Raw genomic sequence first — 14,450 nt, 5'->3', positions numbered from 1 at the left:
ATGACCCGTACGACACCGCACGATCCGGCTGCACCCCGGCTCGCCGCGCTGGCGGCCCTGCTCGCCGACGAGACCCGCGCCTCCTTCTGCCTCGCCCTGCTCGACGGCCGGGCCTGGACCGCCGGCGAGCTGGCCCGCGGAGCGGGGGTGGCCGCCTCGACGGCCAGCGAGCACCTGGGCAAGCTGGTCGCCGGCGGGCTGCTGGTGGAGGAACGCCAGGGCCGTCACCGCTACGTGCGGCTCGCCGACGGGCGGACCGCCCAGCTGGTCGAGGAACTGGCCGCCCACGCCGGCCCGGGGACCCGGACGCCTCCGCGCACCCTGCGCGAGACGGGACTCCGGCACGCGCTGGCGCGGGGACGCACCTGCTACGACCACCTCGCGGGGAGGCTCGGGACGGGCATCACCGAAGCGATGACCGGACGCGGCCTTCTGCGGCAGGACACCGGGTTCGCGCTCACCGACGACGGTCTGGCGTGGTTCGCCGCCCTCGGCGTCCCGCTCGACACGGCGTCGCGGCGCCCCCTGGCGCGCGGCTGCCTCGACTGGACCGAGCGGCGGCCGCACCTGGCGGGTTCCGCGGGTGCCGCCCTGTGCCGGCACGTGCTGGACGCCGGGTGGTGCGAACGCGTCGGCACGGGACGGGCGGTGCGGGCGACGCCCGCCGGGCTGATCGCCCTGCGGCGGCACCTGGGCATCGAGCCCGCCGCCCTCGACGCGGACCGGCAATTCGGTGGGCACCGAAGTGTCACCGGCCTACCGTCGTGGTCATGACGACGACATCGACAGCGCGCCCCGCCACGTCCGCCGCCCCGGGACGCGACTGGCGCGCCCCCGCGGCCGCGTGCACCACGGTCATCCTGTGGGCCTCCGCCTTCGTCTCCATCCGCAGCGCCGGTGAGGCGTACTCGCCCGGTGCGCTGGCCCTGGGCCGGCTCCTGGCGGGCACACTGGCCCTCGGCGCGATCCTGCTCGTGCGCCGCGAGGGCCTGCCGGCCCGGGCCGCCTGGCCGGGGATCATCGTCTCGGGGCTGCTCTGGTTCGGGCTCTACATGGTGGTGCTCAACTGGGGTGAGCAGCAGGTGGACGCGGGCACCGCCGCGATGGTCGTGAACATCGGCCCGATCCTGATCGCCCTGCTGAGTGCCGGGATCCTCGGCGAGGGGCTTCCCCGGCGGCTGCTCGTGGGCATGGCCGTGTCCTTCGGGGGCGCGGCGGTGGTCGGCCTCTCCATGTCGGGGCACGGGGGCTCGTCGGTGCTCGGTGTCGTGCTCTGCCTGGTGGCCGCGGTGGCGTACGCGGGCGGTGTGGTCGGGCAGAAGCCCGCGCTCCGCCACGGGTCGGCCCTGCAGATCACCACGTTCGGCTGTCTGACCGGCACGGTCGCCTGCCTGCCGTTCGCCGGCGTGCTGGTCTCCGACGCGGCCGACGCCCCTCTGTCCGCCACGCTGAACATGGTCTACCTCGGTGTCTTCCCGACGGCCCTGGCCTTCACCACCTGGGCCTACGCGCTGGCGCGGACCACCGCGGGGCGGATGGGCGCGACGACGTACGCGGTGCCCGCGCTGGTGGTGCTGATGTCCTGGCTGCTGCTCGACGAGGTCCCCGCGCTGTTCACCGTCGCGGGCGGACTGCTCTGCCTGGCGGGGGTGGCGGTCTCCCGGACCCGTGGGCGCGGTCGCGGCGCCCTCGGCGGCGCGACGGTGGCGGCGGATCCGCCGGCGGACGCCGGCAGGTGAGCGCACCCGCGCCGGGAGCAGCCGGGCGGGCCGAAGGTCCTGCGCACAGGTGACCGAGGTCCCTCCCGGCGGCCCGGCCCGCGTCGCACAGTGGGAGATACGTCACACCGCGCGGGCCGCCCCGCACGGCCGAACCGAACTCCCGGGAGGCACCCGAGTCATGCCGTACACCGACCACGCCGTGCTCAACGCTTCGGAACAGCTCGTCGTGGCAGCCGCGGCGGCTGCCGCTCCGTCGGTGTTCAACACCCAGCCCTGGTCGTTCGCCTTCGCCGACGGCGGGCTGGAGGTGCGCGCCGATCCGCACGACGCCTCCATGCCGACGGCGTCCGCGGGACGCGACGTGCGTCTGTCGTGCGGGGCCGCCGTGTTCAACGCGCGCGTCGCCCTCGCCCGCCTCGGCCACGGGTCCCGGGTGTCGGTGCTGCCGGATGCCGCAGACCCGCTCCTGGTCGCCCGGGTCACCCTGACCGGCGAGGCCCCCGACCCGGCACTGGACGAGCTGTACCGCTGGGTGGACAGCCGCCGCACGAACCGCTACCCCTTCCGGCCCGAGGGCGTGCCCGCCGGCGTGCTGGCCCTGCTGCACGACGCGGCCCGGCTCGAAGGGGCGACCCTGCGCCTCCTGGACGGGGAGCCCGAGTACCAGGGGATGCTGACGACCATCCGGCGCGCGGTGTGGACCGAGGACGAGTCGGTCCGCGAGGACCGGGAGGCCCGCCTGTCGCCGGGCGGGGGCGGGCCGGCCATCCCGGTCGGCAACCTCGGGCCCGAGCCCCGGCGGGAGCTCCCCGACGACCCTCCGGTGCGGGACATGGCCGAGGGGATTCCCGTGGCCGGAAGGGGAAGCGCGGTCTTCGAGCCGCATCCGGACCTGGCCGTGCTGGAGACCGCGGACGACGACCCCGGTTCCTGGGTCGCGGCCGGCCAGGCGCTCCAGCGGCTCCTGCTGGAAGCGACCGGACACGGCATCGCCGCCTCGTTCGCCAACCAGCCCCTGGAGGACTCCGAGCTGCGCCCCGACGTGTCCAGCGGCGCCGCGCACCACGGCAGCCCCCAGATGGTCCTGCGGCTCGGGTATCCGACGGCTCAGCCCCCGGTGCCGCCGCGCCGGCCGCTGAGCGAGGTGCTGCGCGGGGTGCGGAGCTGAGGCTGCGGGCCGGGGCGGTCGACGCCCCGGCCCGCCCGGCTGGAACACGACGGGCGCCCCCGCTGGAACACGACCGGCGCGCGCCCGCCCCGGCCCGCCCCGCCGGAACACGACCGCCCCGCTAGAACACGACCAGCGCGCGTCCGCCCTTGCCCGCGATCATGTTCTCGAACGCCGCCGGAATGCCGTCCAGCGAGATCCGCTCCGTCACCAGCATGGAGAGGTCGAACCGTCCGGCGCGGATGTGTTCGGCGAGCACCGGCAGGTCGCGGGCCGGGTCGCTGTTCCCGTAGACGCAGCCGGTGAGGGAGCGGCCCCAGTGGAAGATCTCCAGGGCGTTGAAGGTCACGGGCTGGTCCTTGCCGCCGATGCCGACGACCGTGGTGCGGCCGCCGCGGCGGGTCGACTCCCAGGCCGCGCGGATCGTGGCGGCCCGGCCGACGCATTCCACTGCGACGTCCGCGCCCTGGCCGCCGGTGAGCTTGCGGACGGCGCGCGGTGTGGTGTCCGAGGCGACAACGTAGTCGGTGGCACCGGCCCGGCGGGCCAGCTCCTCCTTCTCCGGCGAGACGTCCACCGCGATGATCTTCGACGCCCCGGCGATGCGGGCGGCCTGGAGCACGGCGAGGCCGACCCCGCCGATCCCGAAGACGACGACGTTCTCTCCCTCGCGCACCCGGGCGGAGTGGTGGACCGCCCCGTAGCCGGTCAGGACCGCGCAGCCGAGCAGGGCCGCGTCGTCGAGCGGGATCCCGGCCGGTGCGGGCAGCACGCAGTTCGCGGCGACGACCGTCTCCTGGGCGAAGGCCGCGACGTTCAGGCCGGGGTGGAGCTCGGTGCCGTCCGCCGTGCGGGCGTGAATGTTCGCCGCGCCCTTGAGCGCGTCGGCGCAGAGCCAGACCTCGCCGATCCCGCAGTGGAAACACGCCCCGCAGGACGGGGCCCAGTTGAGGACGGCCGCGTCGCCGGGGGCGACGTGGGTGACGCCCTCGCCGACTGCGAGCACCGTGCCGGCGCCCTCGTGGCCGAGGACGGCAGGCACGGGCAGCCTCATGGTGCCGTTGGACAGGGACAGGTCGGAGTGGCATACACCGGCGGCGGCGAGCGAGATGCTCACCTGGCCGGGTCCGGGCTCCGGGAGTTCGATGTCGGTGATCTCCAGGGGAGCTCCGACGGCGGGCAGTACGGCGGCGCGGACCACGAACAGACTCCTCGGTGGATCGGCGGGGATCAGAACTGCAGGGACTTGGTCTGGAGGTACTCGGAGAGGCCGTGCGGGCCGAGCTCGCGTCCCACCCCCGACTGCTTGTAGCCGCCGAAGGGGGCCAGCGGGTTGAAGCGGCCGCCGTTGATGTCGACCTGCCCGGTGTCCATGCGGCGGGCGAAAGCCACGGCCTCCGCATCGTCCGCGCCCCAGACGGCCCCGGCCAGCCCGTACACGGTGTCGTTGGCGATGCGCAGGGCGTCGTCCACGTCCTCGTACCGCAGGATCGAGAGCACCGGGCCGAAGATCTCCTCCTGCGCGATGGTCATGCCGGGCGTCACGTCGGCGAACACGGTGGGGCTGACGTAGTAACCCTGGTCCCGGGGCGCCTCGGGGCCCCCCGCGACGAGCCGGGCGCCCTCCTCGACGCCCTTCTCGATGTAACTCCGCACCCGGGCCTGCTGCTTGGCGTTGACGACGGGGCCGACGCGCTCCCCCGGCACGTACTTCGCCACAGCGGTGGCGGCGAGGGCCACGGCTTCCTCGTACCGCTCGGCGTCGACCAGCATCCGGGTCCACGCGCTGCACGTCTGGCCGGAGTTGGACATCACGTTGGCCACGCCGACGTTGACGGCCTTGGCGAGGTCGGCCCCGGGCAGGATCACGTTGGCGGACTTGCCGCCGAGCTCCAGCGCGACGCGCTTGACCGCCGCTCCGGCGGTGGCCCCGATCTGCCGGCCGACGGCCGTGGAGCCGGTGAACGAGACCAGGTCGACCCCGTCGTGCTCGGCGAGCGCCTGGCCCGCGACCGTGCCGATGCCGGTCACCAGGTTGAAGACGCCGGCGGGCAGGCCCGCCTCCTGGGTGGCCTCGGCGAAGAGCTGCGCGGTCAGCGGGGTGTCCTCTGCGGGCTTCAGGACGACGGTGCAGCCCGCCGCCAGCGCCGGGGCCACCTTGGCGACGATCTGGTGGAGCGGGTAGTTCCAGGGCGTGATCGCGCCGACGACGCCCACGGGCTCCAGCAGGACGGTGGAGTTGCCCAGCTTCTCCTCGAAGGAGTACGAGGCCGCCAGTTCGGCGTACGAACCGGCGACCAGGACCGGTACGCCCGCGTGCACGGCCCGGGAGAGCGGCAGCGGCGATCCGAGCTCGGCGGTGACCGTCTCGGCGATCTCGTCCTGGCGGGCGGCGAGCACGTCACGCAGGGCGCCGATCCTCGCGGCGCGCTCGGCGGGCGGGGTGGCGGCCCAGCCGGGGAAGGCGGCGCGCGCGGCGCGCACCGCGGCGTCGACGTCCTCGGCGGTGCCCGCCGGGACGTGGCCGATGACCTGCTCGTCCGCCGGGTTCACGACCGCGATCGTGTCCTGGCCCGAGGCGGGCCGCCATTCCCCGCCGATGTACATCCCGTCATGCGCCTTCATGGCTGTTCCTCCCGGGCTCGCTGTGCCTGCCGCCGAAGCCGTGCGTCGTACGGACGGATCCGTCCCGGCCCCAAACTAGCGCTGTTAGTTTTTTGGCGCCAGGGAACCGCCGGAGACACAGATCACGCACGGGCCGTGGGCCGCGGTCACACGTCGAACCCGGGAATGTCCCTCGGCAGGGGGCAGATCCTGCGCCCGGAGTGGTCGAAGACGTACAGATGGGCGAGATCGACGAGGAGCGGCACCTGCCCGCCGGTGCGAAGCCGCATGTCGGGGCCGGTGCGGACCACGAGGTCGCTCGCCGTGACCGCAGGACGGTCGGGACTGCGCACGGCGTAGGGCTCCGGGGCCGGCGGGTCGAGTACGGCGACGGAGCCGGTGGCACGCCGCTTGAGGCGGTCCAGCACACCGGTCCCGCCGCTCCCCGCACGGCGGCGCTGAGGGGTCTGCGGCCGGGCGGACTCCAGGTCGGGCACCACGGCGGGCCGGGAGCCGGTGTTGAGGTGGACGAGCGCCTCGTGCCCCTGGTACTCGACGTGTTCGACGATGCCGCTGAGTGCCACCTCCCCGGGGCGGGCCTGGCTGCGCGGGGCGATCCGGACAGCCTCGGAGCGCAGGCCCACGATGACCGGGCGGCCCTGCTGGATGCGGAGCAACTGGTGGTCGGGGCTGAGCGGTTCGGAGAGCGGGAGGCGCTGCCGGCCGAGGTCGATCGACATCCTCCCCTCCAGCGGGGCATGGACGACGGCCTGGAGCAGATTGATCCGCGGGGTGCCGATGAACGCGGCGACGAACACGTTCTCGGGCAGCGCGTAGACCTCCCGGGGTGTGCTCACCTGCTGGAGGACCCCGCCGCGCATGACGGCCACCCGGTCGCCGAGCGACATCGCCTCCGCCTGGTCGTGCGTGACGTACACGGTGGTGACGCCCAGTTCGGCGGTGAGCTGGGCGATCTCGGCGCGCAGGTGGTTGCGCAGTTTGGCGTCGAGGTTGGAGAGCGGTTCGTCCATCAGGAAGGCGGACGGCCGCCGCGAGATGGCCCGGCCCATCGCGACCCGCTGGCGTTCACCCCCGGAGAGCTGGCGGGGGTAGCGGTCCAGCACGCTCTCGATGCCCAGCATCCTGGCGGTGGACTCCACGCGCTCGGTGTGGTCGTGGCGGGGGTTCTCCAGCTTCAGCGGGAACCCGATGTTGGACCGGTTGGTCATGTTCGGGTAGAGCGCGAAGTTCTGGAAGACCATGGCCATACCGCGTTCGCGCGGCGAGAGCGCGTTCGCCGGCTCGCCGTCGAGCAGCAGTTCCCCCTCGGAGATCTCCTCCAGGCCCGCGAGCATCCGGAGCACGGTCGACTTGCCGCAGCCCGAGGGGCCCAGCAGCACCACGAACTCGCCGGGGGCGACCGAGAGCGAGAACCGGTCGACGGCGCGCGGGGACCTTCCGTACGTCTTGCTCACACTGTGCAGGGAGATGGCACGAGACATGGTTCCGCCCGGGAAGGAGGGAGCGTTCGCGTGGGGAGCGGCTGCGTGGCCTGAAGCTAACCCACCCGGCGGGGTGTGGGAACGGCTCGTGCAGGACCCATCGGTTCCGGGAACTGTCAGGCGTGGTTCCGGTTGGCCGGGGGTTTCTCGGCACGGTGGGCGGGGGCGGAGTCCCCGGGGCGGGAGGCGGGCACGTCCGGGCCGGGGTCCCGGGGGCCGGAGACCGGCACGTCCCGGTCGGCGTCACCGGGGCGGGAGACCGGCGCCTCCGGACCGGGGTCCCGGGGCGCGCTCCGGGCTCCGCGCAGACCGAGTCCGGCCGCCGCGATCAGTAGTGCGCCCAGCATCACGAACGGCGCGGCGGTGCCCCCGATCCCGGCGATCAGCCCGGCGGAGGCGGGCGCGGCGACCTGGCCGAGCCGGTTGCCCGTGAGCCTGAGGGCGAGCGCGGTGGAGCGGGCCGCCGCGGGCGCCGCCCGGACGACGGTGGTCATCGAGAGCGGCTGGCCGACCCCCAGGCAGAAGCCCAGCACGGCGAGCATCACGGCCAGACCCCATACGGGCACCGGCAGGGCGATGGCCGCGCACAGCAGACCGCCGAGCAGACAGGTCGTGGTGAGCAGGGCGGTGCGGCCCACGAGGCGCAGCATCGGCGTCATGACGAGCCGGCAGGCGATGGTCGCGGCCGCCCGCAGACTGAGCAGCAGTCCGACCGTGGAGGGCGCGACGCCGCGGTGTTCGCCGACGACCGGCAGGTACGCGGTGAGGATGTCGGTGGCGCTGAGCACGGCGAGGCTGATGAAGATGCCGGCCGGGACGCCGCGGGTGCGCAGGATGCCGGCCACCGGGACCTTCCCGTCGGCCCGGCGGGGCGCACGGGACGCCCCGCGGTGCTCGATGCGCCACAGCGAGGTCAGGGAGACGGCGGCGACGACCGCCGAGACGAGCAGGGCGAGCGCGCTCGTCCGGGCCATGGCGCCGTCCCGCTCGGAGATCACGTAGCCGGCGGCGATGGGTCCGACGAGCTGGCCCAGCGACGCGCCGATGGTGAAGTGGCCGAAATTGCGGTCCTGTTCGGCAGGCGCGGACTGCCGGGCCACGAGCGACTGGGCGCCGATCACGAAGCAGAGGTGACCGAGGCCCATGATCCCGCTCCAGGCCGCCAGGGCGGCGAGGGAGCCCGAGGTGCCGCTGAGCGCGCAGCCGCCGCCGATCAGGAGGACCCCGACGGGCAGCAGGGGCGCGCAGCGGCCCTGGTCGGTCCGCCGGCCGAGCGGTACGGCGGCGAAGAGCGGCAGCAGCGCGTAGACCCCCGCGATGACGCCGATCGCGCGCTCGTCGGCCCCCAGCGAGAGAGCCCGGTAGGAGACGGCGGGCCGCGCCATCGACACCGCTCCCTGCGCGAAGGCGAAGGCGATGACGAGGCGCAGCAGCCAGCCCCTGCCGGGCTCGGGTTCCGGAGGCATCAGATCGTCCCGAAGACGATCCCGGCGGCAAGGACCACCAGCGAGGTGAGCACGGCCCACTTGACGGTGAAGCGCGTGTGGTCGCCGAACTCGACCTTGGCCATGCCGACCAGGACGTAGACGGCGGGCACGAGCGGGGACGACATGTGCAGCGGCTGTCCCACGATGGAGGCGCGGGCCACTTCCAGGGGGGAGACGCCGTGGGCGGCACCGGCCTCGGCGAGCACGGGCAGCACCCCGAAGTAGAAGCCGTCGTTGGACATGAAGTAGGTGAGCGGGAGGCTCAGCACACCGGTGACGACGGCCATGTGCGGTCCCATGGCGTCGGGGATCGCCCCGACGAGCCAGTCCGCCATGTGTTCGACCATGCCGGTGCCGGTGAGCACGCCGGTGAAGACGGCCGCCGCGAAGACCATGCCGGAGACGTTGAGGACGTTGTCGGCGTGGGCAGCGATCCTGGCCCGCTGGTCGGGCATGTGGGGGAAGTTGACGGTGAGGGCGAGGGCCGCGCCGAGCAGGAAGAGCACGGGGATCGGCATGAGTTCCAGGATCATCGCCGCCAGCAGGGCGACGGTGAGGCCGGCGTTGAACCAGTAGAGCTTGGGGCGCAGGGTGGACCTGTGGGGGTCGAGGCCCTTGAACTCCTCGTCCGATGCGGCCGGTTCGGCGTCGTCGCCGCCCGTGGTTCCCGTACCGGTCGCGGTTCCCGCACCGCCGCCCGTGGTTCCCCGCGGTGCCTTCGTGAGCCGGTCGCCGCCGGCCGCGCCGACCAGGACGGTCTCGGGCTCGGTGACCAGTGCCTCGTCGAGGGTGAGCACGCCGAGGCGCTTGCGCTCGCGGCGCCCCAGGACACAGGCGAGGAGGACGACGGCGAGGAGGCCGACGGCGAGCGCCGGGATCATCGGGACGAAGATGTCGGCCGCGTCCACCTTGAGCGCCGTGGCGGCGCGGGCCGTGGGACCGCCCCACGGGAGTGTGTTCATGACCCCGTTCGCCGTGGCGGCGACGCCGGTCATGACCACGAGGCTCATCTTCAGCCGCTTGTAGAGCGGGTACATCGCCGAGACGGTGATCATGAAGGTGGTGGAGCCGTCACCGTCCAGCGACACGACTGCGGCGAGCAGCGCCGTGCCCACGACGATCCGCATCGGGTCCGCCCTGCAGAAGCGCAGGATGCCCCGGACGACGGGGTCGAAGAGGCCGACGTCGATCATCACGCCGAAGTAGACGATCGCGAACATCAGCATCGCCGCGGTCGGCGCGAGGGTGCCGACCCCTTCGATGACGTAGTCACCGAGCTGGGCGCCCTGTCCGACCGCCACACAGAACAGGGCGGGGATCAGGACCAGAGCCGCGATCGGCGACATCTTCTTCGTCATGATCAGGACCAGGAAGGTCGCGATCATGACGAAGCCGAGGATTGTCAGCATGGGGATACCTCACGTTCACCTTTGAACTCGCACCGGTGCCGGCGGTCCGGATGACGTTAGGGGTCCCGAAGTGGCGTTAACAAGATGTTGACGCGTGAGCAATACGAGCAGAACCCCAGGTCAGCGCGCTGGTGCGACGGAGACGGGTACGGCGTTGAGCACCGCGGTGCCGGACAGCGGGTCCAGGAGGGTGCCGTCCAGCAGCTGGTTCACATTGACCCCCGGGTCCGCACCGGCGACCGACATACGGGTGCCGGGACGGCTGTGGCCCCAGCCGTGCGGGAGGCTCACGACCCCGGAGCGCACCGAGTCCGTGATCTCGGCGGGCGCCTCGACCTCGCCGCCCGCCGCGGTGATCCGGGCCGTGTCGCCCTCGGCGAGTCCGATCCGCGCGGCGTCGTCGGGGTGGATCTGCAGGGTGCAGACGTTCGTGCCGCCGCGCAGCGAGGCGACGTTGTGCATCCAGCTGTTGTTGGACCGCAGGTGGCGTCGGCCGACCAGGACGAGCCCGGCGGGCCGCGCACCGAGCGCGGCGCGCAGGCGGGGCAGATCGGCGGCGATCGGCGCGGGGAACAGTTCGATGCGGCCGCTGCGGGTCCTGAGCACCTGCGGTACGCGGGGCTTCAGCGGGCCGAGGTCGATGCCGTGCGGGTGCGCGAGGAGCTTCTCCAGCGTGAGGTCGTAGGGGCCGAGGCGCAGCATCAGGTCGAGGCGCCGTTCCCCGCCGGTGCTGCCCGTCAGTTCGGCGGCGTACTCCTCGGGCATCCCGGCCCGGGAGAGCGCCGCGGCGACGGCGAGGTCGTCGACGGTCCCGGGGGGCGCGCCGTGCCGGCCGCCGACGGCGAGGACGAGCCGGGCGAGGATCTCGCTCTCGTCCATCCGCCCCTCGTCCAGGGGCACGGCGGGGCGGCTGTAGCGCACCTGGTTGCGTACGGCCAGGGAGTTGAGGGCGAAGTCGAAGTGGGCGCTCTGCGAGGGCGGCGGCGGAGGCAGTACGACGTCCGCGTGGCGGGCGGTCTCGTTGAGGTACGGATCGACGCTGACCATGAAGTCGAGCCCTTCGGCGAGGGCGCGGTCCAGACGGTTCCCGTCGGGGGCGGAGAGCACCGGGTTGCCCGCGACGACGATCAGCGCCCGGATGCGGCCCTCCCCCGGCGTCTCGATCTCCTCGGCGAGCGCGGCGACGGGCAGTTCACCCTTGGCCTCGGGGTACCCGGAGACCCTGCTCGTCCAGCGGCCGAGCGCGAAGCCCTTGCCGGGCGCGGCGGGGCGCGGGGCGCGGGCGGTCGCGGAGAGGGGGAAGAGGGCCCCGCCGGGACGGTCCAGGTTGCCGGTGAGGATGTTGAGCACGTCGACGAGCCAGCTGGCCAGGGTGCCGTGCTCGACGGTGCAGCTGCCGATGCGCCCGTACACCGCGGCGGCGGGGGCAGCGGCCAGTTCGCGTGCGATCTCCCGGATGGTCTCCGCATCCAGGTCGCAGGCCGCGGCCACCGCCTCGGGGGTGAAGTCCGCGATGGCCTCGGCCAGTTCGTCGTAGCCGTCCAGGTGTTCGGCGAGTACGCCGGGGTCGGTGAGCTTCTCCTCGACGAGGACCTGGGTGAGCGCGGCGAGCAGCAGGGCGTCCGTGCCGGGCCTGATGGCGGCGTGGCGGTCGGCGAGACGCGCGGTGCGGGTGCGGCGCGGGTCGATGACGGTGAGGGTGCCACCGCGCCTGCGGAGCGCCTTGAGCTTGCCGGGGAAGTCGGGGGCGGTGCACAGACTGCCGTTGGACTCCAGCGGGTTGGCGCCGATCAGCAGCAGGTGGGCGGTGCGGTCCAGGTCGGGTACGGGGATGGCGTGGGCGTCACCGAAGAGCAGTCCGCTGGAGACGTGCTTGGGCATCTGGTCCAGGGTGCTGGCGGTGAAGACGTTGCGGGTGCCGAGCGCGGACAGCAGCAGCGGCGGATAGAGGCCGCCCGCCGTCGTGTGCACGTTGGGGTTGCCGAGGAACACTCCGACGGCCTGGGCACCGTGCTCCTGGACCAGGGCCGGGATCCTCGCGGCGATCAGGTCGAAGGCCTCGCTCCAGGTCGCCTCGCGCAGCACGCCGTCGGTGCGGACGAGCGGGGTGCGCAGCCGGTCCGGGTCGGCGTCGAGCCCTCCGAAGGAGGCGCCCTTGGGGCAGATGAAACCCTGGCTGAAGACGTCGTCGCGGTCACCGCGGGCGCCGGTGACCTCGGTCCCCTCGATGGTGAGGGTGAGTCCGCAGGTGGCCTCGCAGAGCGGGCAGACACGCAGGGCGGTACGGGATTCGTGGGACATGGGCCCTCCCCGGGGCGGCGGCGGTGGCGCGCGGGCGCGGTCCGGCGCCCCGCGGCACGCTCGGCGGGTGCGGGCTCCCGGCGGACCGAGCATACCGACCGGTACGGATGCTGGCGAGGGCCTGGAGCGGCCGGTTGCACCGGCCGCCCGGGGGTCCCTACTCGAGGACCCGCGCCAGGTACGCCTGGAGCAGGAGGCGGGTCTCGGCGATCAGGTCCGGGTCACCCGAGGGGTCGGTGCGGAAGGCCAGCTGGAGAAGGGCGTCGGCGGCCTGGACGCAGACCAGGACCGTGCGGTGCAGGGCGGCGTCGGAGGCGGCCCCGTCACGGCCCTGTCCGAGGTGACCGGAGAGCAGTTCCCCGAGGCGTTCCGCGACGCGGCGGTTCACCTCCGCGTCGAGCGGGCCGGCGGCGGGCACCGGCGGTCCGAAGTCCACGAGGGCGAAGCCGGGGACGGAGCGCTTCATCGCCAGGTACTCGTCGAGCACGGCGTCGATGGCCGCACGCCACTCCTGCTCCGGGATCGCTTCGAGTCCCGCGACGACACGCTCGGCGAAGACCTCCAGGTTGCGCTCGGCCAAGGCGTCGACGAGTGCTCTCTTGTTGGGGAAGAAACGGTAGACGGAGCCGATGGGGACACCGGCACGGTCGGCCACCGCCCGGGTGGAGAGCTGTTCGTAGCCGGCCTCGTCGAGAAGCGCGGCGCCGGCGTCGAGGATGCGGGCGAGACGGTCGGCGCTGCGCTGCTGCACGGGGACGCGTCGGAGGTTCGAATGAGCGTGGGACACGACCCCATGATGCCCGTATGCCGTTGACGGGCCACGTTTCGATTCCTACGGTGTTCCATAGGATTCTTCGTCAGGGGATCCACGGGATTCCCCGTACACCGGGATCCACGGGATTCCCCATCCACCGGGAGCGCATGATGAGCGGCATCGAGCAGGCGAGAAAAACGGCGGAGAATCTCGCCCACCATTCCGGCTTCGGCAACGAACACAGCTCGGAGGCCGTCCCCGGCGCACTGCCGCACGGCCGCAACTCGCCCCAGCGCGCCCCTCTCGGTCTCTACGCGGAGCAGCTCAGCGGCTCGGCCTTCACCGAACCCCGCGCCCACAACCGCCGCTCCTGGCTCTACCGGATCCGCCCCTCGGCCGCCCACCCCGCGTTCGTCCGTGTCGACAACGGAACCCTGCGCACCGCGCCCTTCACCGAGGCGGTCCCCGACCCCAACCGGCTGCGCTGGGACCCGCTCCCCGACCCCGCGCCGGGCACGGACTTCCTGACCGGCCTGTGGACACTGGGCGGCAACGGCGACGCCACCCAGCGCACCGGGATGGCCGTGCACCTCTACAGTGCGAACGCCTCCATGACCGACCGGGTGTTCAGCGACTCCGACGGGGAGCTCCTGATCGTGCCCGAACACGGCGGACTGCTGCTCCGCACCGAACTGGGCCTGCTCGCGGCCCGTCCCGGTCAGGTCGCGCTGATCCCCCGGGGCGTCCGCTTCCGTGTCGAACTGCTCGACACCGCGGCCCGCGGCTACGTCTGCGAGAACTACGGCCGGCCCTTCGTCCTGCCCGACCTCGGTCCGATCGGCGCCAACGGACTGGCGAACGCCCGGGACTTCCTGGCGCCGGTCGCGGCGTTCGAGGACCGCGAGGGCCCGGTCGAGGTGGTCAACAAGTTCTGCGGGAACCTCTGGTCGGCGACGTACGGGCACTCCCCGCTCGATGTCGTCGCCTGGCACGGCAACCACACCCCGTACGTCTACGACCTGCGCCGCTTCAACGTCCTCGGCACGATCAGCTACGACCACCCGGACCCGTCGATCTTCACCGTGCTGACCTCTCCGTCCGACACCCCGGGGCTGGCGGGCGTCGACTTCGTCGTCTTCGCCCCCCGCTGGCTGGTCGGGGAGGACACCTTCCGCCCGCCGTACTTCCACCGCAACGTGATGAGCGAGTACATGGGCCTGATCGAGGGCGCGTACGACGCGAAGGCGGGCGGTTTCGTCCCGGGCGGCGGCTCGCTCCACAACATGATGTCGGCGCACGGCCCGGACCGGGAGACCTTCGACCGGGCGAGCACGGCCGAGCTGCGCCCCCAGCGGATCGACGACGGCCTGGCGTTCATGTTCGAGACCCGCTGGCCGGTCACGGCGACCGCGCAGGCGGCGGGCGCCGGGCATCTCCAGCGCGGGTACGACGAGGTGTGGCAGGGTCTGAGCCGCAACTTCCGGCCGTGAGAGGCCCGCGGCCT

Annotated in this window: 11 protein-coding genes; 4 read left to right on the top strand and 7 right to left on the bottom strand. The window is 73.3% G+C overall.

The window, feature by feature from the left end; translation table 11 throughout:
• From ACFC51_RS16635 to ACFC51_RS16625, 3 genes are all read left to right on the top strand, one after another.
• Positions 1-774, top strand: coding sequence for an ArsR/SmtB family transcription factor (locus ACFC51_RS16635; protein ID WP_376373294.1), 774 nt, complete (start codon positions 1-3; stop codon positions 772-774).
• The gene (locus ACFC51_RS16630; protein ID WP_376373296.1) at positions 771-1,739 is read left to right on the top strand and encodes a DMT family transporter; all 969 of its coding nucleotides are present in this window, start codon (positions 771-773) and stop codon (positions 1,737-1,739) included. The genes ACFC51_RS16635 and ACFC51_RS16630 overlap by 4 nt, the downstream gene beginning before the upstream one ends.
• A 160-nt stretch (positions 1,740-1,899) precedes the next feature.
• Entirely contained in the window at positions 1,900-2,889 is a 990-nt protein-coding gene (locus ACFC51_RS16625; RefSeq protein ID WP_376529332.1) for an Acg family FMN-binding oxidoreductase, read from the top strand.
• A 121-nt stretch (positions 2,890-3,010) separates the two neighbouring features.
• On the opposite strand, the gene ACFC51_RS16620 is transcribed toward ACFC51_RS16625, so the two are convergent.
• From ACFC51_RS16620 to ACFC51_RS16590, 7 genes are all read right to left on the bottom strand, one after another.
• A complete protein-coding gene (locus ACFC51_RS16620) occupies positions 3,011-4,090 on the bottom strand; it encodes a Zn-dependent alcohol dehydrogenase (RefSeq protein ID WP_376373301.1) in 1,080 nt (359 codons plus the stop codon).
• Positions 4,091-4,119: 29 nt separating this feature from the next.
• Positions 4,120-5,514 carry an aldehyde dehydrogenase family protein gene (locus ACFC51_RS16615; RefSeq protein ID WP_376373303.1) on the bottom strand — a complete coding sequence of 465 codons (1,395 nt, stop codon included), beginning with the start codon at positions 5,512-5,514 and terminating at the stop codon, positions 4,120-4,122.
• A 146-nt stretch (positions 5,515-5,660) separates the two neighbouring features.
• Complete coding sequence (locus ACFC51_RS16610) at positions 5,661-6,995, bottom strand: ABC transporter ATP-binding protein (protein ID WP_376529330.1); 1,335 nt, start codon at positions 6,993-6,995, stop codon at positions 5,661-5,663.
• Between the two features lie 116 nt (positions 6,996-7,111).
• Positions 7,112-8,461 (bottom strand): MFS transporter, encoded by a 1,350-nt coding sequence (locus ACFC51_RS16605; protein ID WP_376373308.1) that lies wholly within the window; start codon positions 8,459-8,461, stop codon positions 7,112-7,114.
• Entirely contained in the window at positions 8,461-9,891 is a 1,431-nt protein-coding gene (locus ACFC51_RS16600; RefSeq protein ID WP_376373310.1) for a CitMHS family transporter, read from the bottom strand. The genes ACFC51_RS16605 and ACFC51_RS16600 overlap by 1 nt, the downstream gene beginning before the upstream one ends.
• A 120-nt stretch (positions 9,892-10,011) precedes the next feature.
• Positions 10,012-12,192 carry a molybdopterin oxidoreductase family protein gene (locus tag ACFC51_RS16595; protein WP_376373313.1) on the bottom strand — a complete coding sequence of 727 codons (2,181 nt, stop codon included), beginning with the start codon at positions 12,190-12,192 and terminating at the stop codon, positions 10,012-10,014.
• 157 nt (positions 12,193-12,349) lie between these two features.
• Positions 12,350-12,979, bottom strand: a complete 630-nt coding sequence (locus ACFC51_RS16590) for a TetR/AcrR family transcriptional regulator (RefSeq protein ID WP_376373316.1) — start codon at positions 12,977-12,979, stop codon at positions 12,350-12,352.
• 137 nt (positions 12,980-13,116) lie between these two features.
• Between ACFC51_RS16590 and hmgA the strand changes: the two genes are divergently transcribed.
• Positions 13,117-14,436 (top strand): homogentisate 1,2-dioxygenase, encoded by a 1,320-nt coding sequence (gene hmgA, locus ACFC51_RS16585; RefSeq protein ID WP_376373319.1) that lies wholly within the window; start codon positions 13,117-13,119, stop codon positions 14,434-14,436.
• The last annotated feature ends 14 nt before the right edge of the window (positions 14,437-14,450 follow it).

The organism is Streptomyces sp. NPDC055962 (assembly GCF_042270185.1).
Taxonomy (GTDB): Bacteria; Actinomycetota; Actinomycetes; order Streptomycetales; family Streptomycetaceae; genus Streptomyces.
Note: the sequence above shows the minus strand (reverse complement) of the source record. Positions and strands in the feature narration are given on the sequence as shown.

Bases quoted from the DNA above. Each gene is read 5' to 3' on its own strand.
- ACFC51_RS16610 (WP_376529330.1), bottom strand. From the start codon at position 6,995: ATGTCTCGTGCCATCTCCCTGCACAGTGTGAGCAAGACGTACGGAAGG.
- hmgA (WP_376373319.1), top strand. From the start codon at position 13,117: ATGAGCGGCATCGAGCAGGCGAGAAAAACGGCGGAGAATCTCGCCCAC.
- ACFC51_RS16605 (WP_376373308.1), bottom strand. From the start codon at position 8,461: ATGCCTCCGGAACCCGAGCCCGGCAGGGGCTGGCTGCTGCGCCTCGTC.
- ACFC51_RS16625 (WP_376529332.1), top strand. From the start codon at position 1,900: ATGCCGTACACCGACCACGCCGTGCTCAACGCTTCGGAACAGCTCGTC.
- ACFC51_RS16630 (WP_376373296.1), top strand. From the start codon at position 771: ATGACGACGACATCGACAGCGCGCCCCGCCACGTCCGCCGCCCCGGGA.
- ACFC51_RS16595 (WP_376373313.1), bottom strand. From the start codon at position 12,192: ATGTCCCACGAATCCCGTACCGCCCTGCGTGTCTGCCCGCTCTGCGAG.
- ACFC51_RS16600 (WP_376373310.1), bottom strand. From the start codon at position 9,891: ATGCTGACAATCCTCGGCTTCGTCATGATCGCGACCTTCCTGGTCCTG.
- ACFC51_RS16615 (WP_376373303.1), bottom strand. From the start codon at position 5,514: ATGAAGGCGCATGACGGGATGTACATCGGCGGGGAATGGCGGCCCGCC.
- ACFC51_RS16635 (WP_376373294.1), top strand. From the start codon at position 1: ATGACCCGTACGACACCGCACGATCCGGCTGCACCCCGGCTCGCCGCG.